Annotated in this window: 26 protein-coding genes; 12 read left to right on the top strand and 14 right to left on the bottom strand. The window is 75.7% G+C overall.

The window, feature by feature from the left end:
• Positions 1–10: 10 nt before the first annotated feature.
• The 3 genes from ACFY93_RS14735 to ACFY93_RS14725 all read right to left on the bottom strand — a co-directional run bounded on the left by ACFY93_RS14735 (position 11) and on the right by ACFY93_RS14725 (position 1,798).
• Positions 11–214 carry a cold-shock protein gene (locus ACFY93_RS14735; RefSeq protein WP_004985680.1) on the bottom strand — a complete coding sequence of 68 codons (204 nt, stop codon included), beginning with the start codon at positions 212–214 and terminating at the stop codon, positions 11–13.
• Positions 215–502: 288 nt separating this feature from the next.
• Positions 503–1,234: a L,D-transpeptidase family protein gene (locus ACFY93_RS14730; protein WP_391357904.1), complete on the bottom strand. Its 732-nt coding sequence runs from the start codon at positions 1,232–1,234 to the stop codon at positions 503–505.
• A 72-nt stretch (positions 1,235–1,306) separates the two neighbouring features.
• Positions 1,307–1,798, bottom strand: coding sequence for a SigE family RNA polymerase sigma factor (locus ACFY93_RS14725; RefSeq protein ID WP_391357902.1), 492 nt, complete (start codon positions 1,796–1,798; stop codon positions 1,307–1,309).
• Positions 1,799–2,074: 276 nt separating this feature from the next.
• On the opposite strand from ACFY93_RS14725, the gene ACFY93_RS14720 reads away from it, so the two are divergent.
• Positions 2,075–2,296 carry a hypothetical protein gene (locus ACFY93_RS14720; protein WP_391357899.1) on the top strand — a complete coding sequence of 74 codons (222 nt, stop codon included), beginning with the start codon at positions 2,075–2,077 and terminating at the stop codon, positions 2,294–2,296.
• Between the two features lie 38 nt (positions 2,297–2,334).
• On the opposite strand, the gene ACFY93_RS14715 is transcribed toward ACFY93_RS14720, so the two are convergent.
• On the bottom strand, positions 2,335–3,681 hold the full coding sequence (locus ACFY93_RS14715; RefSeq protein WP_391357896.1) for a helix-turn-helix domain-containing protein: 1,347 nt from the start codon (positions 3,679–3,681) through the stop codon (positions 2,335–2,337).
• A 158-nt stretch (positions 3,682–3,839) separates the two neighbouring features.
• Here ACFY93_RS14715 and ACFY93_RS14710 point away from each other — a divergent pair, with 158 nt between their 5' ends.
• Together ACFY93_RS14710 and ACFY93_RS14705 are read left to right on the top strand one after the other, a co-directional pair.
• A complete protein-coding gene (locus ACFY93_RS14710) occupies positions 3,840–4,055 on the top strand; it encodes a hypothetical protein (RefSeq protein ID WP_391357893.1) in 216 nt (71 codons plus the stop codon).
• A complete protein-coding gene (locus ACFY93_RS14705) occupies positions 4,052–5,290 on the top strand; it encodes an amidohydrolase (protein ID WP_391357890.1) in 1,239 nt (412 codons plus the stop codon). Before ACFY93_RS14710 ends, ACFY93_RS14705 begins: the two co-directional genes overlap by 4 nt.
• Positions 5,291–5,294: 4 nt before the next feature.
• Here ACFY93_RS14705 and ACFY93_RS14700 read toward each other — a convergent pair whose 3' ends face one another.
• From ACFY93_RS14700 to ACFY93_RS14690, 3 genes are read right to left on the bottom strand one after another with little or no spacing between them, the layout of a single operon-like run.
• The gene (locus tag ACFY93_RS14700; protein ID WP_391357887.1) at positions 5,295–6,734 is read right to left on the bottom strand and encodes an extracellular solute-binding protein; all 1,440 of its coding nucleotides are present in this window, start codon (positions 6,732–6,734) and stop codon (positions 5,295–5,297) included.
• On the bottom strand, positions 6,731–9,484 hold the full coding sequence (locus ACFY93_RS14695) for a caspase family protein (protein ID WP_391357884.1): 2,754 nt from the start codon (positions 9,482–9,484) through the stop codon (positions 6,731–6,733). Before ACFY93_RS14695 ends, ACFY93_RS14700 begins: the two co-directional genes overlap by 4 nt.
• A 31-nt stretch (positions 9,485–9,515) precedes the next feature.
• Positions 9,516–9,875: a hypothetical protein gene (locus ACFY93_RS14690; RefSeq protein WP_391357882.1), complete on the bottom strand. Its 360-nt coding sequence runs from the start codon at positions 9,873–9,875 to the stop codon at positions 9,516–9,518.
• Positions 9,876–10,038: 163 nt separating this feature from the next.
• Here ACFY93_RS14690 and ACFY93_RS14685 point away from each other — a divergent pair, with 163 nt between their 5' ends.
• On the top strand, positions 10,039–11,034 hold the full coding sequence (locus ACFY93_RS14685; RefSeq protein ID WP_391357880.1) for an NAD-dependent epimerase/dehydratase family protein: 996 nt from the start codon (positions 10,039–10,041) through the stop codon (positions 11,032–11,034).
• A gap of 89 nt (positions 11,035–11,123) precedes the next feature.
• Here the strand turns inward: ACFY93_RS14685 and ACFY93_RS14680 are convergent, their stop codons facing one another.
• The 3 genes from ACFY93_RS14680 to ACFY93_RS14670 form a co-directional block, all read right to left on the bottom strand.
• The gene (locus tag ACFY93_RS14680) at positions 11,124–12,356 is read right to left on the bottom strand and encodes a hypothetical protein (RefSeq protein ID WP_391357879.1); all 1,233 of its coding nucleotides are present in this window, start codon (positions 12,354–12,356) and stop codon (positions 11,124–11,126) included.
• Between the two features lie 84 nt (positions 12,357–12,440).
• A complete protein-coding gene (locus ACFY93_RS14675; RefSeq protein ID WP_391357876.1) occupies positions 12,441–13,574 on the bottom strand; it encodes an ATP-binding protein in 1,134 nt (377 codons plus the stop codon).
• 2 nt (positions 13,575–13,576) lie between these two features.
• A complete protein-coding gene (locus ACFY93_RS14670) occupies positions 13,577–14,332 on the bottom strand; it encodes a response regulator (protein ID WP_391357874.1) in 756 nt (251 codons plus the stop codon).
• A gap of 115 nt (positions 14,333–14,447) precedes the next feature.
• On the opposite strand from ACFY93_RS14670, the gene ACFY93_RS14665 reads away from it, so the two are divergent.
• The 3 genes from ACFY93_RS14665 (at position 14,448) to ACFY93_RS14655 (ending at position 16,722) form a co-directional block, all read left to right on the top strand.
• Positions 14,448–15,233: a glycosyltransferase gene (locus ACFY93_RS14665; RefSeq protein WP_391357871.1), complete on the top strand. Its 786-nt coding sequence runs from the start codon at positions 14,448–14,450 to the stop codon at positions 15,231–15,233.
• Positions 15,234–15,295: 62 nt separating this feature from the next.
• Positions 15,296–15,916 (top strand): DUF2064 domain-containing protein, encoded by a 621-nt coding sequence (locus ACFY93_RS14660; RefSeq protein ID WP_391358035.1) that lies wholly within the window; start codon positions 15,296–15,298, stop codon positions 15,914–15,916.
• Positions 15,913–16,722 (top strand): methyltransferase domain-containing protein, encoded by an 810-nt coding sequence (locus tag ACFY93_RS14655; RefSeq protein ID WP_391357869.1) that lies wholly within the window; start codon positions 15,913–15,915, stop codon positions 16,720–16,722. Before ACFY93_RS14660 ends, ACFY93_RS14655 begins: the two co-directional genes overlap by 4 nt.
• A 29-nt stretch (positions 16,723–16,751) precedes the next feature.
• Here the strand turns inward: ACFY93_RS14655 and ACFY93_RS14650 are convergent, their stop codons facing one another.
• On the bottom strand, positions 16,752–17,258 hold the full coding sequence (locus ACFY93_RS14650; protein ID WP_391357866.1) for a hypothetical protein: 507 nt from the start codon (positions 17,256–17,258) through the stop codon (positions 16,752–16,754).
• A complete protein-coding gene (locus tag ACFY93_RS14645; RefSeq protein ID WP_391357864.1) occupies positions 17,258–18,586 on the bottom strand; it encodes a molybdopterin-dependent oxidoreductase in 1,329 nt (442 codons plus the stop codon). Before ACFY93_RS14645 ends, ACFY93_RS14650 begins: the two co-directional genes overlap by 1 nt.
• Positions 18,587–18,699: 113 nt before the next feature.
• Between ACFY93_RS14645 and ACFY93_RS14640 the strand changes: the two genes are divergently transcribed.
• Positions 18,700–20,334 carry a hypothetical protein gene (locus ACFY93_RS14640; RefSeq protein WP_391357861.1) on the top strand — a complete coding sequence of 545 codons (1,635 nt, stop codon included), beginning with the start codon at positions 18,700–18,702 and terminating at the stop codon, positions 20,332–20,334.
• On the opposite strand, the gene ACFY93_RS14635 is transcribed toward ACFY93_RS14640, so the two are convergent.
• The gene (locus ACFY93_RS14635) at positions 20,321–21,475 is read right to left on the bottom strand and encodes a SpoIIE family protein phosphatase (RefSeq protein WP_391358032.1); all 1,155 of its coding nucleotides are present in this window, start codon (positions 21,473–21,475) and stop codon (positions 20,321–20,323) included. The two genes, ACFY93_RS14640 and ACFY93_RS14635, sit on opposite strands and share 14 nt — an antisense overlap.
• Positions 21,476–21,740: 265 nt before the next feature.
• Between ACFY93_RS14635 and ACFY93_RS14630 the strand changes: the two genes are divergently transcribed.
• Entirely contained in the window at positions 21,741–22,229 is a 489-nt protein-coding gene (locus ACFY93_RS14630) for a hypothetical protein (protein WP_391357859.1), read from the top strand.
• Between the two features lie 171 nt (positions 22,230–22,400).
• On the top strand, positions 22,401–23,300 hold the full coding sequence (locus tag ACFY93_RS14625) for a hypothetical protein (protein ID WP_391357856.1): 900 nt from the start codon (positions 22,401–22,403) through the stop codon (positions 23,298–23,300).
• Here the strand turns inward: ACFY93_RS14625 and ACFY93_RS14620 are convergent.
• Positions 23,215–24,573, bottom strand: coding sequence for an aminotransferase class I/II-fold pyridoxal phosphate-dependent enzyme (locus tag ACFY93_RS14620; RefSeq protein WP_391357853.1), 1,359 nt, complete (start codon positions 24,571–24,573; stop codon positions 23,215–23,217). The genes ACFY93_RS14625 and ACFY93_RS14620 overlap by 86 nt on opposite strands.
• Positions 24,574–24,685: 112 nt before the next feature.
• On the opposite strand from ACFY93_RS14620, the gene ACFY93_RS14615 reads away from it, so the two are divergent.
• Positions 24,686–25,474 carry an alpha/beta fold hydrolase gene (locus tag ACFY93_RS14615; protein WP_391357850.1) on the top strand — a complete coding sequence of 263 codons (789 nt, stop codon included), beginning with the start codon at positions 24,686–24,688 and terminating at the stop codon, positions 25,472–25,474.
• A gap of 140 nt (positions 25,475–25,614) precedes the next feature.
• Positions 25,615–26,070 carry a hypothetical protein gene (locus ACFY93_RS14610; protein ID WP_391357847.1) on the top strand — a complete coding sequence of 152 codons (456 nt, stop codon included), beginning with the start codon at positions 25,615–25,617 and terminating at the stop codon, positions 26,068–26,070.
• Positions 26,071–26,129 lie beyond the last annotated feature (59 nt).

Here is a 26,129-nt window from a genome sequence, read left to right as displayed (position 1 = left end):
TCAGGCAGGATCAGGCGGGAACGATGTTCTCGGCCTGCGGGCCCTTCTGGCCCTGCGTGACGTCGAAGGTCACCTTCTGGCCTTCCTGGAGCTCACGGAAGCCCGAGGTGGCGATGTTCGAGTAGTGGGCGAAGACGTCGGCGCCGCCGCCGTCCTGCTCGATGAAGCCGAAGCCCTTTTCCGAGTTGAACCACTTCACGGTACCGGTAGCCATCTTTTTCTCCTTCGGGGCAGTGCTCGTGGACCCGCACTGTGCGGGCCCGCAATCGCCGCGATGTGCCCCGGCCCGGGTCGGAAAAACACCGGGAATTCAGAGACGGACCAACCGATACGGACCGGAGGGTTCGCCCCAAGACTTCGGGAACCACAACTGCAACTGATTTCGACCCTAGCACGGGACCCGCGGGAAGTGGTGGCAGACTTTGTCACGGCGACCGGGGGAATAAACGCCCGGCGGTGACGCACAGCGATTTCTGTTTTGGCGACGACAGATATTCGTGTTTCACGGGGACATGCCGGACGTCGCGCGGGCGTCGCGCTCGACGTCGATGACCGATCCCGGGCCCAGCCGCTCGTACAGCCACTTCGCGTCGGCGTCGCGCAGGCCGATCCAGCCGCTGGTCACGTCGTGGACGCCGACGACCTTCCTGTCGTACGTCAGCGCGCCGATGAAGTTCGGTTCGCCGGCCCGGCCGCTGAACCGGATCACCCAGGGCACCTTGACGTAGGCGCCCTCCGGGCCGGCCTCCTCGGAGGGCAGCAGCCTCGTCTCCTGTCTGCCGGTGACCGTCATCCGGCCGGTGACCGTCGGCGTCCTCGCGGCGCCCGACGTGACGGGCAGCCTGCGCCCGTCGACGGTCAGTACCCGCCGCGTCAGGTCGATCGTCGCGTCGGGCCGGGCCCGGGGGGCGGCGGACGTCACGGACGGGCCGGGCACCCGGGCCGGGTCGGCGGCGCTCGCGGCCGGGGAGGAGCCCCGCTCCGAGCCGTTCGCGAGGTTCGCCAGCACGACGGCGGCCAGACAGGCCGCGGCGCAGGCACCCGCGGAGGCGGCGGCGGTACGGCGGCGGCGCCTGCGGCGTACCGCCCGGCCGCGGATCTCGGCACCGGACACCGGCGGGGGCGACTCGCCGCTCACGGCCAGCTCGGCCAGCCGGGAGGAGAGCGGGGTGCCGGGGCCGCTGATGCCGGGTTCGTCGGTGCCGGGGCCACGGGCGGCGGGTTCATCGGACACGGTCGCCCTCCCTCTCCCCCCTAGGAGGTGTCTGACACATGCCCGCGGCGTCGCGGTGTCCGGCACGCACGCTCATGTGGCAGACACCCCCTCGCCCGCCGACAGCTCACGCGCCAGGGCCGCCCGGCCGCGGGACAGTCGGGCCTTGACCGTTCCCACGGGAGCACCGGTTTCGGAGGCTACCTGCTCGACACTGAGGTCGCACAGATGGTGAAGGACCACGGCCATGCGCTGCGACTCGGGCAGTCCGCGCAGCGCGGCGACCAGCGCGGCGCGCTCCGGGCCGGGGCCCGGCGTGTGCTCCTGCTGCGGGAGGCGCCGGACGAGCTCCAGCCAGCGACGCGCCCGGCGCCAGCGGCTCACCGCGAGCCGCATCGCCACCGTCCGCACCCACGCCTCGGGCGCCCCGTCGGCGAGGAACGCGCGCCGCCGGTCCCAGGCGCGGACGAACGCCTCCTGGACGACGTCCTGCGCCTCGCCGTGGTCCCCGGTGAAGGCGTAGATCTGGCCGGTCAGCCGCGGGAACGCGGTCGCGTAGAACGCGTCGAACTCTTCCTCGGTCATGCCCCCCGCCGGAGTTTGCGGACAGTTCCCGGGCCCCGTGCTCCCCCGAGTGCACAGATGTGCGTACAGGTCCCGTACGCCGCACATCGAAACACACCGCGCGGGCGCCCCGTCGACCACGGCGGCCCGTCCACGGCACCGGCGTCCCCCGCCCCGCGGCGCCCGTGATCCCGCCTCCGGACGGCGCTGCGGGGGGCCGTCGTAGCCGGAACGGTATGGCTCCGAGTCCGTCCGGCCCCACCATTCACGGCCTCCTAGGCGCATACTGGAAGCACGATGACGAAGCCCTCAGCGCCCCGGCGCCAGCTCCCCACCAGTCCCTTCAAAGCTCCGGCCGTGCCCTCGCCCAAGCACTTCAGCCTCGGCGACAGGGTCTCCCACGACCAATTCGGCCTGGGCACGGTCATCGGAGTCGAGGAGGGCATCGCGATGCTCGTCGACTTCGGTTCCCACACGGCCCGCATCCCCAGTCCGTACAGCCGCATGGACGTGCTCTGACCGCCACCTGAGGCGCGGCCCGCGCGCGCCCGCGCCCCTCACAGGGGCGGCTGGGCGGGTGCCGGACCGAGCGTCGTGGTGCCCGGCGCCGTGCGGTGGCCGAGGCCGGTGCGGTAGGCGTCCAGCGCCGCTTCCGTGCGGCCCGTGCGGCGCAGCAGGTCGCCCAGCAGCCGGCACAGGTCGGCAAGGTCGCCTGCGGCGCCCGCGCGCTCCAGCAGGCTCAGCGCGCGCACGTAGTGCTCCTCGGCGGCGTCCGTGTCCCGGGCGTCCTCCGCGATGATGCCCAGCAGCCGGTGCGCGCCCGCCGAGTGCACCGCGCCGCGCTCGAAGTGCAGGTCGCCGAGCACCTCGCGCAGCAGCTCCGCTGCCTCCTGCGACTTGCCGCGCCGGTGCAGCACGTCCGCGAGCTCGACGGCGACCTGGCTGGTGTAGAGAGTGGCGCCGCGGGTGGCGGTGTGCATGGCCCGCGCCTCCCGCAGCTCCTCCTCGGCACGCTCCAGCCGCCCGTGCTGCGCGTAGAGGTAGCCGCGCATCCAGTGGCAGTTGGCGAGCTCCGTACGGATGCGGAGCTGGCTGTAGAGCTCGGCGGCCTTGCCCAGCGACGCGTCGGCCTCCGTGAACCGGCCCTCCGCGATCATCGTGCGGGCGACGGAGCGGTGCATCCGGGCCAGCAGCGCGGGATCGGCGACCTGCGGTGCCAGCGCCAGCGCGAACTCGGCCGCCTGCGCGGCGCGCGCGTGCGCGCCCATGTCCATGTACGGCGCGATCACGCCCGTGTACAGCAGGAGCAGCGCTCCGGGGTCGTGCATCCCGGTCCGGTTCAGCTCGTCGAGCGTGGTCTCGAACAGGTAGCAGGAGTAACGGAGTTCACCGGCGAGGTAGTGGGCGACGGCGCGGCCCCGCAGGGCGGGCACCCGGACCGGCAGCGAGGCGTCGCCGAGGCGCTGTTCCGACTCCTCGAAGCGCAGCCGTGCCGTCTCCAGGTCGCCGGTCTCCAGGGCGCACTCGCCGAGCCCCAGCAGCGCGGCCGCCTGCTCGTCGGTGAGCCCGTGCGCGTCGGCCTCCGTCAGCAGGGCCGCGTACTGCTCCCGCGCCACCTCGGCCGCGCCCGTGGCCAGGGTCCGCTGGGCGTCGGTCAGCCGCAGCCGCAGGTCGGTGGCGAGGTGGGCGGGGCGGCCCGTCGTCAGCTCGTCGTAGGCGACGCCGAGCCGGTCGGCGATGTGCCGCAGCGCGGGCTCCGAGGCCCGCACCCGGCCGGCCTCCAGGGTGGAGATGTAGGCGGGTGTGTAGGCCGGTTCCGCCAGCTGCCGCTGGGTCAGACCGCGCTCCGTGCGCAGCTGCTGCACCCTGCGCCCGATGATCCCCGGGTCGTCGCGATCCACCATGAATTAAGCATGCCATTAAGTCGGCTTGCCCTCGCGTGCTTCCCGGCCGCCGCCCAACTGCCGGTGCCCTCTTGCCGTTTACGGGCGGAAGCCTTTACGTTAAGCGCACCATTAAACCTGATTAATACACCGCTATACGCCGCCGTTGCGAGGTCGCCGTGCTCCGACGTATACCCGCGCGCTACTCCAGGGGCCTCGGCGCGGCCCTGATCGCCGTGGCCGCCCTGGTCACGGCCGCCAACGCGGGCCCCTCGGGCCGGCCCCCCGTCCAGCCGGGCAGCCACGTGGCCGACGACTCCGCGGCCACCCGCTCCGCGGCCGTCCTCGCTCCGGACCACGCCCGCGCGCCCCGGACACCTACGCTGGGCGTGTGACCTCTTCCGCCGCACGTGTCGCGCTGGACCTCACCGCCGATCTCCCGGTGGGGTCGCTGGAGGACTTCTACCGGGACCTGCACCGGCATCCCGAGCTGTCGCTGCGCGAGCACCGCACGGCGGCGAAGCTGGCCGGGCGGCTGCGGGCCGCCGGGTACGAGACGGCGGAGGGCGTCGGCGGCACCGGCGTCGTCGGGGTGCTGCGCAACGGCGACGGGCCGGTCGTCCTGCTGCGCGGGGACATGGACGCGCTGCCCGTCACCGAGGAGACGGGACTGCCGTACGCCTCCGAGACCCCCGGTGTCATGCACGCCTGCGGGCACGACCTGCACGTCACCTGGCTGACCGGCGCCGCCGAGGCGCTCGCCGCGGGACGCGAGGCCTGGTCCGGGACGCTCGTCGTCGTCGGCCAGCCCGCCGAGGAGACCGGCGAGGGCGCCGCCCTGATGGTCGCGGACGGTCTGTACCGGCGTTTCCCGCGCCCGCACGTGCTGCTCGCCCAGCACGCCGCCCCCGGCCCGACGGGGATGTACGCGCACACGCCCGGACTGATCCTCTCGGCCGCCACGGACGTCGACATCGTCGTGCACGGGCGCGGCGGTCACGGCTCGCGTCCGGAGTCCACGGTCGACCCGGTGGTGACGGCCGCCTACCTCGTGACCCGGCTGCAGACCGTCGTCTCCCGCGAGGTCGCTCCGCGCGACCCCGCCGTGCTCACCGTCGGGCGGATAGAGGGGGGCACCCGGCACAACATCATCCCGTCCGAGGCGCGCATCTCCCTGAACCTGCGGACGCAGTCCCACGACGTCCGGGAGCGGATGATCGCCGCGATCCGCCGCATCGCCGCCGGTGAGTGCGCGGCCGCCGGCTGCCCCCGCGAACCGGAGGTGACGGTCGGCAACAGCTTCCCCGTGACCGTCAACGACTCCGAGACCGACCGCATGATCTCCGCCGTCCACGCCCAGGTCTTCGGCGCGGCCACCATCCTCGACCCGGGCCCGGCGATGGGCAGCGAGGACTTCCCCCGGCTCGCCGAGGGCGGGCTGCCGTACTCGTACTGGTTCGTCACCAGCACCTCCCCCGAGCAGTGGGCGGCGGCGCCGGGCAACGACCTGATGGAGAAGTTCGCGGCCGTCCCCAGCAACCACAGCCCCCACTTCGCCCCGGACACGGTGACGCTGGTGCCGGGGATCCGGGCGATGGTGTCGGGGGCGCTGGCCTGCCTCGCCCGCTGAGGCGTCAGTCCTCCAGGACGTCGTGCAGGGCCTCGTCGAGTCGCCTGGCCAGCCGCGCGTCCGAGGGCGGGTCGTCGGTGAACAGCGCGCCGAGCGTGGTCGAGAAGGTCTGCGTGAAGGCTCCGTACAGCGGGGTCCTCGGGCGCTGCACGGCCCGCCGCAGCGCGGGCAGCAGGACGCCCCGCGCGTACTCCGGGCGGCCCTGCGCGTCGCGCGGCATCCGGTCGGCCGACTCCCCGGAGGCCGAGGCGGAGGGCGACGCCGGGGAGGCCCCGCGGGTCCCCGCCGCCTCGCAGCGGAGACCGTCGTCGGTGTACGCGGACGTACGGGTCGCCGCGAACCCCGCGTCCAGCAGGCACCGTTCACTCCCGGCGCCCGTGAGGAACCTGATGAGGTCCTCGGCGGCCTCGCGCTGCCCGGACGCCCGGGTGACCGCCAGGTTCTGCCCGCCGAGCACGGCCCTGCCCGGCAGCGGCGCCACGCCCAGCCGCCGGTCGTCCAGCGACTGGTGCAGGGTCCGGTACGCGTACGGCCAGTGCCGCAGGAACGCCGTCCTCCCGTCCGCGAAGTCCGTGAGCGACCGGTCCTCCCCGGAGTGGAAGGCCGCGGGCAGGGTGTACGGGGTCTGCGTACGGTCCCGGAGTTCGCCGATGCCCCGCTCCAGCGTCTCCACCGAACCGGTGTAGCGGCCGCGGCCGTCGGTGAGCCGGGCCCCGCCGGTGGCGGACGCGAACGACTCGACCGCGTTGACCGTGCGGCCCTCGTACGCGTCGAGCTGGGTGGTCCAGCCCTTCTCGTACGCCTTCGGGCGGTCCTCGCCCGCGTCGTCGAGGGTGCTGCTGAGCTGCTGCACCTTCCGCCAGCTCGTCCCGGCGGGCAGGTCGGTGTCGTTCACGCCCGCGGCGGCCAGATAGTCGCGCCGGTAGTAGAGGAGACCGACGTCGCTGTTGAAGGGGACGGCGTACACCTGGCCGTCCCAGCGGGCCGTCTCCGCGACCGACGCGACGACGTCGTCGTCGACCATGTCGTCGGGCAGCTTCCGGATCAGCCCGGCGTCGGCGAACTCCGGCACCCAGGTCACGTCCAGATTGACCACGTCGTAGCGCGCGCTGCCGGACTGCAGCGCCCCGAGCAGCTGGCTGCGCTGCAGGTCGGCGGAGCCGGGCAGCTCCACCAGCCGCGCCCGCACCCCGGAGTCCCGCTTCTCCTGCCGCTCGTTCCAGGCGTCGATGAGCTGCTCCCGCACCCCGCCCTCCCCGGTCACGTCCCGGCCGCTGGCCACGACGATCTCCCCGGTGACCGCGTGGGTCCCGCCGCCCGGGTCCCCGTCCGCGCCGCCGTCCGCCGTGCACGCGCAGGCGGCGAGCAGCAGGGAGGCGAGGACGGCGGCGAGCCGGCGCGGGCGGCCGGGCGGCCGGCCTGAGGGCCGGTGGGGCGGCCTCACTTGTCCCCCGTCCCGGTCCGGGCCACCTCGTCGCGCAGCCCCGCCACCACATCGGTCTTCGTGTCCAGACAGCGGCCGCCGGACGCCGCCGAGATCCGGGCGTCCGGTTTCCCGCGGTCGCAGCCGCCGCTGTCCAGGGCGGCCACGACCACCGGGATCCGCCGCTTCCCCGCCGCCGCGAGCAGGTCCTTCATCCGCTCTCCCCCGAGGTGGTCGTTGTCCTCGTCGTCCGTGACGTAGACGATCAGCTGCGGCCGGTCGTCGTGGCCGCCGCGCCGGTCCATCTCCTCCAGGGCCGCCGTCAGCGCCGCGTACGGATCGGCCTCCACCTCCCGCACGGCCGCGCCGCGTTCGAGGGTCTGCTCGGCCTCGCCGCGCGCGTGCCGGCCGAAGGGCAGCAGGACGCTGTGGGTGCCCCGGCCGCCGGGCTGCGCGGCCACCGCCCAGACGCCGTACTCGTCCTCGTCGCCGAGGCCCGCGAACGCCTGCCGCACGATCCCCGGGCCGCCGCCCGGCCCGTCCCACAGGTCGCCCATCGAGCCCGAACTGTCCAGCAGGAACAGCACCCTGCCCGGCCCGCCCGCCTTCCGGTACGCGGTCAGCGCGCTGTCCAGGGCACCCGCCGAGGCCGGTGCGGGCAGCCCGCCCGGGGCACGCAGGACGCCCGCGCCCGGGCCGCCGGGGTCGAGCGGCGCGTGATCGCCGCGCGGGCTGCGGAAACCGTCCTGCCCGAACACCGCCAGCCCCTCCCCGCCGGTCAGCCACTCCTCGAACCGCCGCACCGCCTCGCCGCGCGCCTCCGTGTCACGGTCCGCCTCGTACCAGCTGACGTGGACGAACACCGGGTCGAGGGCCGGCACGTCGTCCGGGTACGCCGCCATCCGCGGGGTGCGGGTGCTCCTGTCGCAGGAGACGCCGCTGCGCAGCAGGAACTCCGGGACGAGGGCGGCGGTCCGCCGGTCCACGGTGTCGTCGTCGGGCAGCGCGCACAGCAGGTCGGCGCCGGTGGGGGCGGGCGGGCCCGGCTGGGCGACCCGCTGTTCGCCCGCGCCCACCGCGCCGGGCTCCACGGCGCCGCCCCCGTCCGCCCCGTACAGCCCGGCCGTCGCCAGCAGCGCGGAGTCGGTGAACTCCGGGTCCGTACGCCGTACGTCCGCGTCGGCGTCACGCTCCCGCAGATCCGCCACCAGCCCCGCCAGGCTCCGCCCGGTCCGCTCGCCCACCCGCTCCGCGGCGATGTTCTGCGGCACGGCGAGCACCATCGGCGAGTACGCGAACGGCGGCGAGTCGGCGTCCAGGGTGACCCACTTCCACTTGTCGGGCGCCTGGGCGGCCCGGGTGACGCTCGCCGACGTCGCCGGTATCCAGATGTCCGGCTGCGGTCCGACGTCACGCTGCGGGTTGACGTCGTCGCCGCGGGGCTCCTGCCAGGGGTCGGCCTGCTCGTGGAAGCCGTTCACCGCGTCGGCGGCGCCGGCACCGTAGACGGTGATGCCGCTGCGCCGGCAGCCGTCGGCGGTCCGGTTCGCGTCGGAGGTGAGGTAGGTGTCCGCCGCCTTGCGGACGGTGGGTTCGAGGTCCGGGTCGGTGAGCAGGCGCAGTTCGAGCGGCGGGCGGCAGGGCGCGCCGGAGTCGGCGACGAGCTCGCGGACCGCCACGCCGAGCCCCGCCAGCAGGGCCACGGCGACGGCGGCGGCGCCCGCCCGGCCGAGCGCGCCCCGGGGCAGCAGGCCCAGGGCCTTGCGCGGCGACGGGCGGACGGAGACCCCGGGGACGGCCCGCCGGGACCGGGGCCACGGCGGACGCGGGGCACGGGCGGCGCGGAGCAGGGCCGCGAGCGCGGCGCGCGGACGCGGCCGTACGGGAGCGGCGGGCGGCCGGGGGGCGGGTGCGGGGGGCCCGGGCGCGGGCTCGGGGTGGCCGGGCGCGGGGGTGGTGCGGTCGGGTGCGGGGGTGGTGCGGTCGGCGAGGATCACGTCCTCGCCCGACGGCGCGGGCCTGCTCTGCGGCTGCCACGATTCCGCGCGCAGGGTGAGCAGGCCCAGGGCGGGCAGGCGCTCGCGCAGCGCCTCGGCCAGCCCGGCGAAGGTCACGAGGCCGTCGTCCGGGCCGTCCCCGGTTCCGGTGCCGTCCGCGCCCTCCCCGGTTCCCGTGCCGTCCCCGTCCGGATCCTCCGTCAGCAGCCGCACCAGCTCCGCCGTGAAGGGGGTCGGTGTCGCGTCGTCGCCCGCGTCGATACGGCTGTTGGCCTGCACGCTCATCAGCAGCGACACGGCCTGCCGGTCCGCGTCCCGGAAGGTGTCCCAGATCTGCGCCGCGTTGCCCGCGTTGCAGCAGTCGAGGATGACCACGACCTGCCGGGCACGCGCGGTGGCGAGGACCGTGAGCACGCTGCTGAACGGCCAGGCCCCCTGGAAGACGGCCTTGTCGCCCGGCACGGTCATCGCGTTGCGCATCTGGAGCCAGAGCTCGTCGCCGGCGCTGGGCACCGCGCCGTGCCCGGCGAAGTAGAACAGCAGCAGCCCCTCGGCCCCGGCCACCGCCTCGTTCAGCGCCTGGTTGAACTCGTCGACGCCGCTCGGCGCGCAGCGGGTGACCTCGTCCTCGGCGAACACCCCGCCGCGCACCAGCGCCTCGCCCAGCCGTGCGACGTTGTGCTCGACGGCCCGGAGGTCGCCGGGGACCCCGTGCGGATCCGCCGGCGCCTTCACGTCGTACCGGGACACCCCGACGAGGAGTGCCCGGTTCACCTTTCCCCGTGGGTCGAAGGACACCACGGGACTACCGCTCGTCGACGCCCGGACGGATCTCGGCCTCGGGGGGCTCGCCGCTCTCCACCGAGCGGCGGTTGACCCGCCACGCCTCCACCGCGCGTCTGGTCTGGGCGATCACCTCGTCGAACATCCTGTTGCTCGCCCAGCCGGCCAGCAGCAGCACGATCTCCGTGCCGGCGCCCATCGGGTTGCCGTGCCCGTCCGGCGCGGCCCGCTCGTGGATCAGCACCGTGCGGTCCCGGGCCAGCTCCTCCAGACGGTGCTCCCGCTCCAGCCACTTCTTCAGCGCCGCGACGTCGCCCTCCCGCGCGGGCTCCGCGAGGCGCACATGGATCGTCCTGCGCCGGTCTTCCTCCCCCTCAGCCATAACTCCTCATGATGTCACGGCAGTTGGATCTCGACACCGAACGTGACGCGTTGTTCCCGAGCCGTGACGAGCCGGGCGGACGTGGCCTTGGGTGTCTTACGGAGCCGTGACATCGGCGCCGCCCTCCACGCCGCGGCCCCCTCGCGGGCCTAGCGTTCGGTCCATGCGCGTACTGGTCACCGGCTCGGCCGGGTTCATCGGGACACAGATCGTCGCGGCGCTGACCGCGAGCGGGCACGAGCCGGTCGGCTACGACCTGCGCGAGGGCGCGGACGTCCGGGACCGGGCGGCCGTCACCGCCGCCCTCGCCGACGGCGTCGACGCCGTCTGCCACCAGGCGGCGATGGTCGGGCTCGGCACCGGCTTCCGCGACGCGGCGGAGTACGTCTCCCGCAACGACCTCGGCACGGCCGTCCTCCTGACCGCCATGGCCGAGGCGGGGGTGCGGCGGCTGGTGCTCGCCGGGTCGATGGTCGTGTACGGGGAGGGGCGGTACGCGTGCGGGGCGCACGGGGTGGTGCGGCCCGGACCCCGCGCGGTGAGCGACCTCGACGCCGGGCGCTTCGAGCCCCGGTGCCCGGAGTGCGGACGGGAGCTGACGCCCGGTCTGGTCGCCGAGGACGCCCCGGCCGACCCGCGCAACGTGTACGCCACCACCAAGCTCGCCCAGGAGCACCTCGCGGCGGCGTGGGCGCGGACGACGGGCGCCGGGGCGGTGTCGCTGCGCTACCACAACGTCTACGGGCCCGGGATGCCCCGCGACACCCCGTACGCGGGCGTCGCCTCCTTCTTCCGTTCCTCCCTCGCCCGCGGCGAGGCGCCCCGCGTCTTCGAGGACGGCGGCCAGCGGCGCGACTTCGTGCACGTGCGCGACGTGGCGGCGGCCAACGTCCTGGCCCTGGAGGCGGTCGCGCCCGACGCCTCGTTCACCGCGTACAACACGGGCAGCGGCGACCCGCACACCGTCCTGGAGATGGCCCGGGCGCTGGCGTCCGCGTACGGCGGCCCGGACCCCCTGGTCACCGGCGAGTACCGGCTCGGCGACGTCCGGCACATCACGGCGGACCCGGCCCGGCTGCGGGCGGAGCTGGGCTGGAAGGCCGAGGCCTCCTTCACGGAGGGCATGACGGAGTTCGCGAAGGCCCCGCTCGGCTCCTGAACGCGCCGCTCAACGGCCCGCGTCCCCGGCCGTCGCGTCCCTCCAGGGTCCTTCTGGTGGATCTCCGTGGGCGACGCCACGGAGATCCGTCAGAAGGACTCCAGCTCCCGCAGGTGCTGCCGTACGTGGTGGAGGGCGCCCTCGCGGCGGCCGGGCACCCGGCGGCGCACCTCGGCCAGCGCGCCACCCAGCTCACGGGCGCGGGCGGCGTCGCGGACGCGGCCCCACTGGTGGTGCGCCCGGTCGACCGCCGTCTCGACGGCGGCGGAGTCGGCGCGCTGACCCGCGGCGAGCCGGGCCCGCGCGACGCCCAGCCAGCCCTGGCAGCTGCGCGCCGCGTCCCCGGCGAACATCGCGAGGTCCGCCGCCACCTCCATCCAGTGCAGCACCTGTTCCGAACCGGGCCCGTACGCGCGCGACGCCTCACGCTCCCGCTCCCGTACGAGCGCGGCGGCCTCGGCGTGCCGGCCGGCCCGGACGGCGGAGGCGATCCGGGCGTGGGTGTCCGGTTCCGCGCCGCTTTCCCGTCCGGGTGCGGGGGCCTGTGCGGGGGCGGCCGGTGCGGGCGCGGGGACGACGGCGGGCGGAGTCCGCGGGGCCGCCGGGAAGGCGGGCGCGAAGGGCGGCACCGGCCGCGCGAAGGGCCCCGCGCCGGGCACGGCCGCCGGCCCCGCCGCCGGGACCGTTGCCGGGGCCAGGACGAGGTCGGTCCGGGCGGCGGCCGGGTCCTCGGCGCACACCCGCGTGAGCGTCTGCTGGTGAAGCAGCTCCGGGGCGGGCCGGTGGCCGCTGCGCAGGATCGTCGCGAGGGCCTTCATGTACGCGGGGGCCGCGACCTTGCGGCGGGGCGGGGGCGGCGCCACCCTGCCGTACAGGGCGGCGGACCGGCCCGCCGTCAGCGGGTGCGCCGCGAGATGGTCCCAGGTCTCCGCGTCGGCGTGCAGATCGGCGAAGAGCGTGGTGGATCCCGGCGGGCGCAGCCGCAGTTCCTCGGCGATCCACTGCCAGGGGAACGCCGTGTAGCGGACCGTCGCCGGGGTCGTGCGGGCCAGCGCCAGATGCGGCAGGTGCTGACGGCGGTCCAGCTGGAGCTGGCCGGCGACGAAGACGGTCAGCGGCCCGGGCGCGGTGGCCGCCGCGCGCAGCCGGGTCAGCACGGCCTGCGGCTCCAGCGGGTCGGCGAGTTCGACGACGTTGGCCGTCTCCGCGCCGGACAGCACCGCCGGTGAGACGGCGGCGAGCACGGGGAGCACGGAGGCCGCGTCCATTAGGCACCCCTTGCCCATGGGCGAGGCCGCGAGGAGCAGCACGGTTCCGGGCATGGTTTCCCTCCCCATCGATCACGTACGTCAGCACCGTAACCGCTGCGCCCGCGCGGGGGACACGTACGGAGGGCGAACGCCCTCCTATGCCTCGGCTTGTACCGGCTGCCGCACGCCTCGGGCGGGGAGCGTCACCTCGAAGCGGCAGCCGCCGGTGACGTTGCGGACGGCCGCGTGGCCCCGGTGGGCCTCGACGATGCCGCGCACGATGGCGAGGCCGAGGCCCGCACCGGCGGGCGGCGTCCGGGCGTGGGTGCCGCGCCAGCCGGTGTCGAAGACGCGGGGCAGGTCCTCCTCGGGGATGCCTCCGCAGCCGTCGGTGACGGACAGGACGACGCCGTCGCCGGACCGTTCGGCGGCGACCGCGACGGTGCCGTCGGCGGGGGTGCGGCGGATCGCGTTGACGAGGAGGTTGCCGAGCACCCGGCTCATCTCCTTGCCGTCGACCTCCACCGGGACCGGCTCGACGCGGTCGCCGACGAGCCGTACGCCGTGCTCGCGGGCCAGCGGGTCCGCGCCGGCCAGGGCGTCGCCGACCAGGTCGTACAGGGAGATCCGGGAGGGGGACAGGGCGAGGGCACCGGCGTGGATGCGGGAGAGCTCGAAGAGGTCGCCGACCATCACGTTCAGGCGTTCGACCTCGGCGCGGATCTGGCGGAGGTAGCGCTCGGGCTCGTCGGCGACGCCGTCCTCCAGCGCCTCCGACATGGCGCGCAGTCCGGCCAGCGGGGTACGCAGGTCGTGCGAGATCCAGGCGACGAGTTCGCGCCGGGAGGCCTCCAGGGCGCGTTCGCGGTCGCGGGACTCGGCGAGCCTGGCGCTGGTGGCCTGCAGCTCACGGCTGAGCGCGGCGAGTTCGGCGGTCGCGGGCCCGTCGGGCGCGGCGAAGTCGCCGTCGCCGAACGAGCGGGCGGCCAGGGTCAGCGCCCGGCTGCGGGCGACGACCCAGCGGCCGAGCAGCAGCGCGGTGGCGAGGGAGACGACGGCGGCCATCGCCACGACCGTGGTCACCACCGTCAGGTCGTGCGGCGACAGGAACATCGCCCATGCCACGGCCAGCGTCCCCGCGAGCATCGCGGTGACCGCGACGGCCGCCACGACGGTGAGCGAGGCGGTCAGCGAACGCCGCCGGATCAGCACCAGCACCCCGGCCCCGGCGAGCCCGGCCGCCCCGGCCCCGAGGAAGGCGAACAGTGCCATGAGGAGGAGGTCACGCATGGTCAGGACTCCTGGGCGAGCGGGCCGGGGCCGGGGGTGTCGAAGCGGTAGCCGACTCCCCAGACCGTCTGGATCAGGCGGGGCCTGGCCGGGTCGTCCTCGACCTTGCCGCGCAGGCGGCGGACGTGGACGGTGACCGTGGAGAGGTCGCCGAAGTCCCAGCCCCAGACGTCGCGCATCAGTTCCTCCCGGCCGAAGGCGCGGCCCGGATGGCGCAGGAAGAACGCGAGCAGGTCGAACTCCCGGATGGTGAGGGCCAGTTCCGCCCCGTCCTTGGCGGCGCGGCGGGCGGCGGGGTCCACGGTGAGGCCCGCCGCGCCGAACGGCCCCGCCGGGCGCGGGCCGGACGCGGGGCGGCTGCGGCGCAGTACGGACTCGACGCGCAGCACCAGTTCGCGGGGGCTGAACGGCTTGGTGACGTAGTCGTCGGCGCCGACTTCGAGGCCGAGGATCCGGTCGTCCTCGTCGCCGCGCGCGGTGAGCATGACGACCGGCACCGGCCCGCGCTCGCGCAGCCGCCGGCACACCTCGAGGCCGTCCATCCCCGGCAGCATCAGATCGAGGACCACCAGGTCGGGCCAGTGGTCCGCCGCCCGCGCCAGCGCCTCGGGGCCGTCGCCCGCCCGGTCCACCGTGTGGCCCGCGCGGGCCAGGTATCCGGAGACGACCTCGGCGACGGTCGGGTCGTCGTCCACGACCAGCACCCGGTCCGGCGGGGGCTGGGACGCGGACCGTGCGGCAGGCGGCTGTTGCTCCATGCGGTCCAGCGTCGCACCGGGTGCGCGCGAGGGCTGCCCCCGGAGGGGTCCCGCCACCCGACGTCCGTGTTTCGTAAGGAGAGGAAGTCCGAGTTACGGCTTTTGTCTCCGTAGGGTGAGAGCCGTGACGACCTCTCCCCGAACGGAAGACCCCCGAGCCTCGGGTGTCGACGTGATCCTGCCCTGCCTGAACGAGGCCGAGGCCCTGCCCTGGGTGCTGGCCCGGATCCCGGAGGGCTGGCGCGCGATCGTCGTGGACAACGGCTCGACGGACGGCTCGGCCCGGCGGGCCCGCGCCCTCGGCGCGACCGTCGTGCACGAGGAGCGCCGCGGCTTCGGCGCCGCCTGCCACGCGGGGCTGACCGCCGCGACCGCCGGCATCGTGTGCTTCTGCGACTGCGACGCCTCGCTCGACCCCTCCCTGCTCCGGCCCTTCGTGCGCGAGGTGCGGGACGGCCGCGCCGATCTGGTCCTCGGACGGCGCCGCCCGCAGGCCCGGGGCGCCTGGCCCGCGCACGCCCGCGCGGGCAATCTCGCGCTGGCCCGGATGCTCCGCCGCCGTACCGGCCTGCGCCTGCGCGACCTCGGCCCGCTGCGGACCGCCCGCCGCGAGCCGCTGCTCGCCCTCGGGCTGACCGACCGCCGCAGCGGCTACCCCCTGCAGATGGTCGTCCGCGCCGCCGACGCGGGCTGGCGGATCACGGAGCACGACGTCCCCTACCTCCCGCGCACCGGCGCCTCCAAGGTCACCGGCACCTGGCGCGGCACCTGGCAGGCGGTACGGGACATGAGCCGCGTCCTCGCCGAGCCGGCGCCGGCCCGCCCGCGTACGCGAACCGGTCCCGGCGTCGACGTCAACACCCGCATGGGCACCGGCGTCCAAGGAGGCACCCCGCAGTGACCGCCGTCCGCGACACGACGACCACGACGACCTCGACGCCCACGACAACCGCGACGACGACGGTGACCACGACGCTCCTCGTCATCGCCAAGGAGCCGCGCCCGGGGCGGGTGAAGACCCGGCTGACGCCGCCGTTCCGCCCCGAGGAGGCGGCCGCGCTGGCCGAGGCCGCGCTCGCGGACACCCTGGACGCCGTGCTCGCCGCCCCCGCGCGGCGGCGGGTGCTGGTGCTGGACGGGGCGCCGGGGCCCTGGCTGCCGCCCGGCTTCGACGTCGTACCGCAGTGCGGAGGCGGCCTCGACGAGCGGCTCGCCGCCGCGTTCGCCGGCTGCGACGGCCCCGCCCTGCTCATCGGGATGGACACCCCCCAGGTGACCCCCGGCCACCTCACCGTCGACTGGCGGGACTGCGACGCGTACTTCGGGCCCGCCGACGACGGCGGCTTCTGGGCCCTCGGCCTCGCGGACCCCGACCCGGAACTGCTGCGCGGGGTCCCGATGTCCACGGCCGCCACCGGCGCGGTCCAGCGCGGACGGCTCACCGCCGCCGGACTGCGCGTCCGCGATCTGCCGCGGCTGCGGGACGTCGACACGGCGCCCGACGCGGAACGGGCCGCCGAGGCCGCCCCGCACGGGCGGTTCGCGGCGGAACTGGCCCGGCTGACGGTGGCCGCCGGCCGATGACCACCGCCACCGACGGCCTCCCCGCCGCAGCCCCCTCCACCACCGCCACCGGTCCCGCCCACGGGGCCACCGCGCCCGCCGAGGACGCCGCGCCTTCTCCGGAGGGCTCCGCGCTCCCGTGGTGCGCCGACCCGTACGCCGACGCCCTGCGCGCCGGACGCGGTCCGCTCCATCTGCGCCGCCCCGACGGCCGGCTGCTCCCGCTGGACATCGAACGCTGGTGCGCGGAGGCCGACGCCGTGGACCTCGACGTGCTGCGCCGCTGCGAGGGGGCCGTGCTGGACGTGGGCTGCGGCCCCGGGCGGCTGGTCGCCGCGCTGGCCGCGCAGGGACGGCGTGCGCTGGGCATCGACGTCAGCGAGGCCGCCGTCGAACGCACCGTACGGCTCGGCGGGCAGGCGTTGCGGCGCTCCGTCTTCGAACCGGTCCCCGGCGAGGGCCGCTGGGGCACCGCCCTGCTCATCGACGGCAACCTCGGCATCGGCGGGGACCCGCGCGCCCTGCTGCGACGGGTCTCCCGGCTGCTCGCCCCGGGCGGGCTGCTGATCGCCGAGACCGTCCCGGCCGACGTCGACGAGCGCGTCCACGTCCGGGTCCAGGACGCGCGCGGCAGCACCGGCGCCCCGTTCCCCTGGGCCCGGCTCGGGACCCCGGCGCTGCTGAGGGACGCCCGCCGCGCGGGCTGGCACACCACGGACCAGTGGACCGCCGGCAACCGCTCCTTCGCCGCCCTGCGCACCCGAAGCGAGGGCCGTGGCGTCGGCGGCAGGGGTGGCGGCGGCAGCAGGGGTGGCGGCCGCGGCTGAACCCGCCGCGGCAGCCGCCGCGTTCGCTCCTACCGCCGGGCCGCCCCCGCCGCCCGCCGCGCCCGTACCGACCGCAGCATCAGCAGTGCCGCCGACCCTCCGAACAGCACCGCCGTGATCAGCAGCCACCGGGCCAGGAAATCCACGCCCGTCAGGCCCGTGGCCGCCGCGTAGTGGTCCGCCACCTGCCCGCTGATCAGCGGGAACCACACCAGCAGCAGGAGGCCGGACAGCGCCGCCGGGACCCGGACGTACAGCACCCGCTCCCGGCGTCCCGCCCTGCCCAGCGCCCCCGTCACCGCCCGGTCCAGCGCCGCGTACAGCGGGAGCAGCACCAGGTCGTGCAGGAGCGCGGCTCCCACGAACCACACCGCCACGCCGAACCAGTCCCCCGCGAGCAGCCGCACCCCGGCGTACGCCGCGAGCGCGAAGGAGCAGGCCAGCAGGAGGATCTGCGGCGGGCTTCCCACGTACCGGCGCAGGTCGCGCGGGGCGCGGGCGCCGGGGCGGGGGCCGGCGAGGGGGCGAGGTCGCATCACAGGTCTCCGAACGTCATCCGGGCCACCCACTTGGTGTTGAGCACGCCGGGCGCCGCCGGGACGATCACGCGGGCCGGGTAGCCGTGGTCGAGGGACAGGGGCTCGCCGTTGGCGAACAGGACGAGCAGGGAACGCGGGTCGCGCACCTGGTTGGCGCGCAGCGCGCCCCGGCGGAAGGCGCCGTGCGGCTGCAGGGACTCCACCAGCACGTCGGGCGCCTCGCCGTGGCCGGCCAGCGCGGCCAGGTCCCGCAGCCGCACCCCCCGCCACCACTGGTCGGCCGTCGACCAGCCCTCCACGCAGGCGATGGGCAGCGACGAGCTGTGCAGCTCCATCGCCAGCAGCTCGGCACGGCTGAGCCGTACGGTCCCGGCGGGGCCCTCGACGACCAGCCGCCACGCCTCCTCGGTCGTGTCCGCCGGGCGGACGCCGCGCGAGGCCGCCGTCTTGTTGATCTGGAACCCGGCGGGCCCGGTGCCCGGCTCGGGGCCGCCGTGCGGGGCGAGCACGGCCGTCTGCCGCAGCGGCCCGTCGAAGTTCCGCCCCGCCGTGGTGACGAGCAGCAGCAGCGAGGCGCCGCCGACCAGGCCGAGCGCCCCGCGCCGGGAGACGGTGGGCGCGTCGGGGTCCGGGGACGCCAGCTCGGCCGCCTCCCGCGCCCGCGCCCCGCGCGGCCGGTCCCCCGCCCCCGGCTCCTCGCCCAACCCCTCCGCACCCCGCCGTCCCTCGGGCGCCCGGTCCTCCGCCGCCCGGTCCTCCCGCATCCGCCGCACGGTGCGCAGCGCCGTCGGCACCCGCAGCACCGCGTGGGCCACGAACGCGGCGAAGAACACCCAGGCACCGTAGAAGTGCAGCGGGTAGAAGGAGCCCGGGAAGACGTAGTCGAGCTGCACGTTCAGGACGCCCGTCGTGAACTCGAACAGCGCGCCGCCGACCAGCAGGAGCAGCGAGACGCGTTCCAGCGCGTGCGCGAGCGAGCGGGCCGGGGGCAGCGTGAACAGCTTCGGCACCACCGACCAGAGCTTCGCGAGGAGGACGGGGATCAGGACGAGGCCGAGGGTGACGTGGACGCCCTGGGTGAGGCGGTACAGCCACGGCGGGTCGGTGGGCCAGGAGAAGAGGTAGAAGCCGAGGAGGCCCTTGTCCGGGGTCTTGTCGTTCACCGGGGACAGGTCCGGGTTGTAGGCCGCGTACGACAGGAGCCCGGTCACGAACAGCACCGTGATCCCGGCGAGCAGCACCAGGCCGAGCACGGAGGTGAACCAGGCGCCGCGCAGCGGACTGCGCCAGAAGCCGGGGGAGGTGGGGAGCCGTTGGTCGCGCATGAGCCGACCGTAGGCCGGGCGACCCCCGCGAAAGGGGTGGCGACCCATGACGAAACGCTGACGTCGGGCCCGGGATGTCGGCCGCCTGGGCGAACCGGACCTAGCGTGCGGATGTGACCCGCCCTCTCCTCCGTGACCTGGCCGCCGTCGCCGCCGCGGCCCTGCTCGTCGGCACGGCCGTCGTGGCCGGCCGTGCCATCGAGCGCGACGACGGCACCCTGCACGTCAACTGGCCGCCGCTGTACGCCCGCTGGGATCCGCACCTCGGCCCCGGCACCCCGGCCGCGCTCGCCGTGGCCGTCGCCGTCGTCGCCTACGGTCCCGTCCTCGCCGCCCGGCTGCCCTGGCGCGCGCTGCTCACCGCCGCGTGGGGCACGGCGGCGGCCTGGACCTGGTCGCTCGCGCTCGTGGACGGCTGGCGGCGCGGGGTCGCGGACCGGCTCACCACCAAGTACGAGTACCTCCAGGTCATCGACCGCTTCCAGGACATCCCCGGCACGCTGCGGGACTTCACCCACCACATCCTGATCGGCTCCCCCGGCCACTGGCCCGCGCACGTCGCCGGGCATCCGCCGGGGGCGACCGTCACCTTCGTCCTGCTCGACCGGGCCGGGCTGGGCGGCGGGGCGTGGGCCGGGGCCTGGTGCGTCACCGTCGGGGCGTCGGCGGGCGCGGCCGTGCTCGTCGCGCTGCGGGCGCTGGCCGGGGAGGCCGTGGCCCGGCGGGCGGCGCCCTTCCTGGTCCTGGCCCCGGCGGCGGTGTGGGCGGGCACCTCGGCGGACGGGTACTTCGCGGCGGTCGCCGCCTGGGCGCTCGCCCTGCTGGCGCTGGCGGTCACCGGACGCTCGCCCCGTACGGCCGGACTCGCCTCCGGTCTGCTGTTCGGGCTGGCCCTCTACCTGTCGTACGGGCTGACGCTGATCGCGCTCGTCGCCGGGGCGGTGCTGCTGCTGGGCCGCGCCCGTCTGCGGCCCCTGCCGTACGTGGCGGCGGGGTTCGCCGTCGTCCCGGCCGTCTTCACCCTGCTCGGCTTCGACTGGTGGGAGGCCTACCACCTGCTGGTCGAGCGCTACTACCAGGGCGCGGGGGGCATCCGCCCGTACGGCTACTGGGTGTGGGCGAACCCCGCGTGCACGGTCCTCGTGGTGGGCGTGGCCACCGCGGCGGGCCTGCGGCGGGCGGGGGAGACGCTGGTACGAGCGGCCCGCACCGGCCCCGGCTCCGGCCCCGGCTCCGGTCCCGGCCCCGGCTCCGGTGCCGCGCCCGACGGTGCCCCCGCCCGAAGCGTCCCCGTGGCGGCGGCCACGATGACGGCGCCCCCGGGCGGCGGCGGGGCGGCGACGAGCACGGCCCCGGTCCCGGGCCTGGGCACCGTCCCGGGTGCGGCCGGCGCCCCGTCTGCGGGCCGAGCCCCGGCCGGGGGCACCGGCGGCCGGTCCGGGGGCGCCGGCGGGCCGGTGCGGGCTTCTGGGCCGTGGCCGGTCCGGCTTTCCCGGCTCCGCGGGGGCCTCCGGGGCCGCCCGGAGGTTCCCGACGCCCGGCTCGCGCTGCTCGTGGCCGCCGCGCTGTGCACCGTGCTCGCGGCCGACCTGTCCGGGATGAGCAAGGCGGAGACGGAGCGGATCTGGCTGCCGTTCGCCCTCTGGCTGCTGCCCGCCGGGGCGTTCCTGTCGGCGCCCCGGGCCTGGCTGGCCGCCCAGGCGGCGCTCGCGCTGCTCCTCAACCATCTGCTGTTCACAGGTTGGTGACGGCGCCACCGGCGGCCGACCGGCGCACCGCGAAGATCGCCGTGTCGTCGCCGAGCCGTCCTCCGCAGTGCCGCAGGGTGCCGTCCCGCACGAACCGGACCAGCCGCTGCGGCTCGGCGGTGCGCGGGTCCGCGGCGACGGACACGGCGACCCACTCCCGCAGCGGGAAGAAGACGCCGTCGGCGTCCCGCGCCTCGGTCACCCCGTCGGTGACCAGCAGCAGCGTCTCTCCCCGGGCGAGCGGCGCGCGCAGCACGGGCGGCGGATCGGCCTCCAGGTCGCCGAGGCCCAGCGGCAGCCCGTGGCCCGGCGGGACGGGACGCACTCCGTCGGCGCCGACCACGAGCGGCGGTTCGTGACCGAAGTTGATCATCTCGACGGAGTCCGGGTCGGCGTCCCGGAACCCCACCAGCACGCCGGTGGCGAACCGCGGCGCGTCGGTGATGCCCATCGCCGCGCAGTACCGGACGTGCCGGAGCATCCTGACCTCCAGCCGGTCGGCGACCACGGACAGGTCCTCCTCGCGGTAGGCCGCCTCGCGGAACGATCCGAGCAGGGCGGACGCCGCCTCCACCGCGCCGAGCCCCTTGCCCTGGATGTCCCCGAGGAGGACGCGCGTGCCGTACGGGCCCGGCTGGATGTCGTAGAAGTCGCCGCCGACGCGGGCCTGGACGTCGGCGGTCAGATAGACGGCCGCGTGGTCGAGGCCGCCCCAGCCCGGCGGCAGCGTGCGCAGCACCGTGCGCCGGGTGGTCTCGACGATGTCCCGCATGTGCAGGGCGTGCCGCTCGCCCCTGATCCGGACGACGCAGGCCAGTACGGCGAGGAGACCGCCGACGAGGACCAGGATGAAGTCGGGCAGACCGGTCTGGTACTGGTGCTCCCAGGCCGTGTCCACCTCGACGTACGTGAGGAGGCCGAGGACGGCGAACGCCACCGTGCCCCACACCCCGCACAGCGCCGCAGCGATGCCGGGCACGAGCACGATCCACGAGATGATCCGGAACTCGCCGGAGGTGTTCATGTCGAGCGCCGCGATGCCGACGAGCAGGAGCAGCGGCGGGATCCAGGCGATGCTGCGGCCGCGCACCCGCAGCACTTGCTGCCCGGTGCCGGGCGGCCTCCTGCGGGCGCCCGGAATCCGGTCCGGCACGGACCACCGGCCGGACCGGCGGCCGCCGTTCACGGCGTACCGCTCCTCGCGCCTCGCCTGGCCACGTACCGCCGCCCCTCGCGCGTCCCTCGTGCCGTCGGCCGCCGACGGCCGTGTCAGTGCGCGGCCTCGGCCCGTACGAGCCTCATGGGATTCAGCGAAACACGGTGCCGCGGGGCCCGCATCCCGACTTGCCAGGCGTCGGCGCGCGGTGTGCGCTGGTAGGCAGGGGCGAGGAGAGAGGAGTGCTCCCATGGCTCACGCGGCACCCGCTTCAGGAGCTCCACGGACTCCGCGAACCACCCGCGGGCCCGGCCCGGCCGGTGACCGGCGCCCGCCGGACATCCTGGAGGGCCGCGCCCACACCGCCGCGAAGTGGGCGGCTCCGGTGGCGCTCGGACTGGCGTACGGCTGCTGGGCGGCGGCCAACGCCCGGGGCGGCAGCGGCGTCGTCACCGGCTGGAACGTGCTCTTCGGTTTCGTGACCGCGCTCGTCTTCATGGCCGCGTACGCGGCCGTGCGGGCGGTGGCCCCCCGGCTGCGGCGCGAGACGCACGCGCTCGTCTGGGCCCTCTTCTCGGGCGTGGCCTTCGGGTTCCTCTGGTACCAGGCGGGCCCGACCATGCTGAGCGTCGTCATCCTGTCGCTGATCATCGCGGCGTGTGTCTACGTCACGGCGTTCTACCGGTTCTACACGCACGAGGACGCCCAGGGTCACTACTCGCCGCACCGCGAGGGCTGACCCCGCGCGGCCCCGCCCCGTACGGGCTCTCGGACCGTACGGGGCGCTCAGCCCGTACGGGGGCCGGATCCAGGCGGACCGGCCCCCGTACGGCTTGTCATATACACCCATGTGCAGTCTTATCGGGGCCCAGCGCTCGCGGACCGCACCGGCGGGCCCTTGCCTGGAAGGGTGTCCCATCGAGTCCGGGGTGTCCTGTCCGCCACGCTGATCACCCTCGCCTGCCTGCTCGCGCCGCTCGGCGTGTTCTCGGTCTGGGCGACCTACGGGCTCGGGGACGCCGACCGCTACGAGGCGACGGTGGCGCCGCTCGCCTCCGACCGGGACGTGCGGGACGCCATCGCGGCGGCCGTCACCGACGGCATCATGCGCGAGGTCGACGTCCGTCCCCGGATGCGCGACGCGGTCCACACCTTCGTACGCGACGCGGTGCGCTCCTTCACCGGCACCCCGGCGTTCCGGGCCGCCTGGGAGACGGCGAACACGGCGGCGCACGACGCGGTGATGCGGGCGCTGCGCAGCGACGACGACTCGGCGGTGACCGTCGACCTGGCGCCGGTCACCGAGCAGGTGAAGGTCCGGCTGACCCGCGACCACGTGCCGTTCGCCCACCGCATCCCCGTCGAGCACACCGAGGTCACGGTCCTCGGGCCGCGGGACCTGACCCGGCTCCGGAAGGGGTTCCACGTGCTGGAGATCGCCCGTTTCTGGCTGCCCGTCGCGGCCGTCGTGCTGGCGGTGGCGGGCATCCTCGTCGCGGTGTGCCGCCGCCGCGCGGTGCTGTCGACCGGACTGGGCACGGCGCTGGGCGCGGCGCTGCTCGCCCTCGCCGTCGCCGTGTGCCGGCGGCTGGTCCTGGCCGATCTGCCGCCCGACGTGTCCCGGACGGCCGCGGGCGCCGTCTACGACACGCTGACGGCGACCCTGCGCACCGTCTCCTGGCTGCTGACGGCCCTCGGCCTGACGGTCGCTCTCGGCGCCTGGCTCACGGGCCGGATCGCGCGACGTCGGCGAGCGTCCGCAGAGCCGCCGACAGCGCCCGCGGCGGAGCCGACGCGAGTCCGAGCCTGACGGAGTCGGCGGCCCCGCCGGTCTCCACCGGACGCGGGGGCGTCACCCCCGCGGCGGGCGCGCTCGCGAACGCCGGGCCCGGGGTCAGCGCGATCCCGCGCTCGGCGGCCGCCGCCGCGAACGTGTCGGCCCGCCACGGCGCGGGCAGCTCCCACCAGGCGTAGTAGGCGCGCGGGTCGGACCGGACGGCGAAGCCGCCGAGGTGCTCGGCGACCAGCCCCTGCCGCAGCCCGGCGTCCTCCCGCTTCGCGGCGACCAGCCGGGCGACCGTGCCGTCCTGCGTCCAGCGCACCGCCGCCTGGAGGGCGAAGCCGCTCGCACTCCAGCCGCCGGAGCGCAGCGCGGCGGCGACCGCCTCCGTCCGCCCCTCGGGCACGACGAGGAAACCGGCCGTCAGTCCGGGCGCCACCCGCTTGGAGAGGCCGTCGACGACGTGGACGTGCCCGGGGGCGTACGCGGCGAGGGGGTCGAGGCCCTCGTGCAGGAAGGACCAGATGCGGTCTTCGACCACGGGCAGGTCCAGCCGCCTCACGACGTCGGCCAGTTCACGCCGCCGCCCCTCGCCGGCCGTCACGGACGTCGGGTTGTGCAGGGTCGGCTGGACGTAGAGGGCCGAGAGGGGCGCGGTGCGGTGGGCGGCCGCGACCGCGTCGGGGCGCAGGCCCTCGCCGTCCGTCGCGAGCGGCACCAGCGTGCCGCCCAGCCGCGCCACGACCTCCTTGACCAGCGGATACGTCAGCGATTCGACGCCGATGCGGCCGCCCGGACGGACCAGTGAGGCGAGGGCGCCCGCGATGGCCTGGCGGCCGTTCCCGGCGAAGAGCACCCGGTCCGGAGCGGGCCGCCAGCCGGGGGTGGCGAGCAGGTCCGCGGTCGTCTCGCGGGCCTCGGCGGTGCCCGTGGCCGGGGCGGGGCGCAGCGCCCGGCCGAGTACGTCGGGGCGCAGCAGCGGGGCGAGCGAGGCGGCCAGCAGCTCGGACTGGCCCGGCGCTGTGGGGTAGTTGAGTTCCAGGTTGACCGGTGCGGTGGTCGCGGGTTCGGCGAGCGCGCGGCCCGTGGGCACCGGGGACGCCCGGACGAACGTGCCGCGGCCGACCTCGCCGACCACCAGCCCGCGCCGCACCAGTTCGGCGTAGACGCGTCCGGCGGTCGACGCGGCGACGCCGGTCCTGCGCGCGAACGCCCGTTGCGTGGGCAGCCGTTCGCCGGGGCGGAGCCGTCCCGCCGCGATGTCGGCGCCGATCCGGTCGGCGATCCGCCGGTAGTCGCTCACACCCGTCCCCCACCCGCCTGTTCCGTCGGCCCGTCCGTCCACCTGCCCGGCATTGCACCGAGGGCAAAGATCTTATTGCACCGAGGAGTTGGCCGCGCCTAGGGTCGTGGCCATGGCACCCTTCCTCTCGTACGAGGACAAAGGGGACACCGGCGCGAGCGTGCCGCCCCTCGTCCTGATCCACGGCCACCCCTTCGACCGCACGATGTGGGACCCCCAGATCGCCGCCTTCTCGCCCACCCGCCGGGTCGTCGCCCCCGACCTGCGCGGCTACGGCGCCTCACCGGTCGTGCCCGGCGTCACCCCGCTGGCGACGTTCGCCGAGGACATCGCGGCGCTCCTCGACGCCCTCGGTGTGGACCGCTTCGTCCTCGCCGGGCTCTCCATGGGCGGCCAGATCGCCATGGAGTGCTACCGGCAGTTCCCGGAGCGCGTCCGGGGCCTGGTCCTCGCCGACACCTTCCCCGCCGCCGAGACCCCGGCCGGCAGGAAGTCCCGCAACGACATGGCCGACCGCCTCCTGCGCGAGGGCATGCGCGGATACGCCGACGAGGTGCTGTTCGACATGGTCGCGCCGTACGCCGACGCGGACGTCGCCGCGCACGTGCGCCGGATGATGACCGGCGCACCCCCCGAGGGCGCGGCCGCCGCCCTGCGCGGCCGGGCGGAGCGCCCCGACTACCGGGAACTGCTCACCCGCGTCACCGTCCCCGCGCTGGTCGTCGTGGGTGCCGACGACACGTACACACCGGTCGCCGACGCCGAGGCGATGCACGCCGCGCTCCCCGACTCCACCCTCCGGGTGATCGACTCGGCCGCGCATCTGCCGAACCTGGAGCGTCCCGCCGAGTTCGACGGAGCGCTCGCGGAATTCCTCTCCCGTGTGGACGCCTCCGCCTGACCGGCGGGCGGACGGACCCCTCCGTCCGACCGGCGGGCGGGCCGGGGCTCGGCGGACGTCACCCGTTCGGCCCTGTCCGCGCGCAGCCCGCGGGGCCCCGGGTGACCCTGTGGGTGACCTGCCCGACACGAGGAGGCCCCATGAACCGGCACACTCCGGAACGGCCCGCCAGCCAGACCTCGTCGACATCCCGTCCCCGCCCCGGCACCGAGGAGTCCCCGTGGGCGACGAGCGGCACCGTCTTCGCCGGTGTGATGATGCTGGTCGGCGGCATCCTCGGCATCCTCAACGGCATCGCGGCGATCGCCACGAACGACGTGTACGCGCGCATCGGCAGCTACGTGTACGAGTTCAGCCTCACCGCCTGGGGCTGGATCCACCTGGTCATCGGCGTCCTGCTCGCCGTCACCGGTTACTTCGTCCTCAAGGGCGCCGACTGGGCCCGGGGCGTCGGCATCGGCCTGACCGTGCTCTTCGTCATCGAGTACTTCATGTTCCTGCCGTACGCCCCGGTCTGGTCGATCGTCGCCATCGCCCTCGGCGCCTTCGTCATCTGGGCCCTGGCCCACGGCCCGGGCAGGCACCCGGTCGTCTGAAGCCCGGTCCGGGGTCCGTCCGGACTCGGCGTGCGTCCTTCGGGTAGGACCCCGGGAGC

Source organism: Streptomyces sp. NPDC008313, from assembly GCF_042956125.1.
Taxonomy (GTDB): Bacteria; Actinomycetota; Actinomycetes; order Streptomycetales; family Streptomycetaceae; genus Streptomyces.
Note: the sequence above shows the minus strand (reverse complement) of the source record. Positions and strands in the feature narration are given on the sequence as shown.

Bases quoted from the DNA above. Each gene is read 5' to 3' on its own strand.
- ACFY93_RS14685 (WP_391357880.1), top strand. From the start codon at position 10,039: ATGCGCGTACTGGTCACCGGCTCGGCCGGGTTCATCGGGACACAGATC.
- ACFY93_RS14645 (WP_391357864.1), bottom strand. From the start codon at position 18,586: ATGCGCGACCAACGGCTCCCCACCTCCCCCGGCTTCTGGCGCAGTCCG.
- ACFY93_RS14680 (WP_391357879.1), bottom strand. From the start codon at position 12,356: ATGCCCGGAACCGTGCTGCTCCTCGCGGCCTCGCCCATGGGCAAGGGG.
- ACFY93_RS14630 (WP_391357859.1), top strand. From the start codon at position 21,741: ATGGCTCACGCGGCACCCGCTTCAGGAGCTCCACGGACTCCGCGAACC.
- ACFY93_RS14670 (WP_391357874.1), bottom strand. From the start codon at position 14,332: ATGGAGCAACAGCCGCCTGCCGCACGGTCCGCGTCCCAGCCCCCGCCG.
- ACFY93_RS14655 (WP_391357869.1), top strand. From the start codon at position 15,913: ATGACCACCGCCACCGACGGCCTCCCCGCCGCAGCCCCCTCCACCACC.
- ACFY93_RS14715 (WP_391357896.1), bottom strand. From the start codon at position 3,681: ATGGTGGATCGCGACGACCCGGGGATCATCGGGCGCAGGGTGCAGCAG.
- ACFY93_RS14720 (WP_391357899.1), top strand. From the start codon at position 2,075: ATGACGAAGCCCTCAGCGCCCCGGCGCCAGCTCCCCACCAGTCCCTTC.
- ACFY93_RS14615 (WP_391357850.1), top strand. From the start codon at position 24,686: ATGGCACCCTTCCTCTCGTACGAGGACAAAGGGGACACCGGCGCGAGC.
- ACFY93_RS14735 (WP_004985680.1), bottom strand. From the start codon at position 214: ATGGCTACCGGTACCGTGAAGTGGTTCAACTCGGAAAAGGGCTTCGGC.
- ACFY93_RS14690 (WP_391357882.1), bottom strand. From the start codon at position 9,875: ATGGCTGAGGGGGAGGAAGACCGGCGCAGGACGATCCATGTGCGCCTC.
- ACFY93_RS14650 (WP_391357866.1), bottom strand. From the start codon at position 17,258: ATGCGACCTCGCCCCCTCGCCGGCCCCCGCCCCGGCGCCCGCGCCCCG.
- ACFY93_RS14675 (WP_391357876.1), bottom strand. From the start codon at position 13,574: ATGCGTGACCTCCTCCTCATGGCACTGTTCGCCTTCCTCGGGGCCGGG.
- ACFY93_RS14725 (WP_391357902.1), bottom strand. From the start codon at position 1,798: ATGACCGAGGAAGAGTTCGACGCGTTCTACGCGACCGCGTTCCCGCGG.
- ACFY93_RS14610 (WP_391357847.1), top strand. From the start codon at position 25,615: ATGAACCGGCACACTCCGGAACGGCCCGCCAGCCAGACCTCGTCGACA.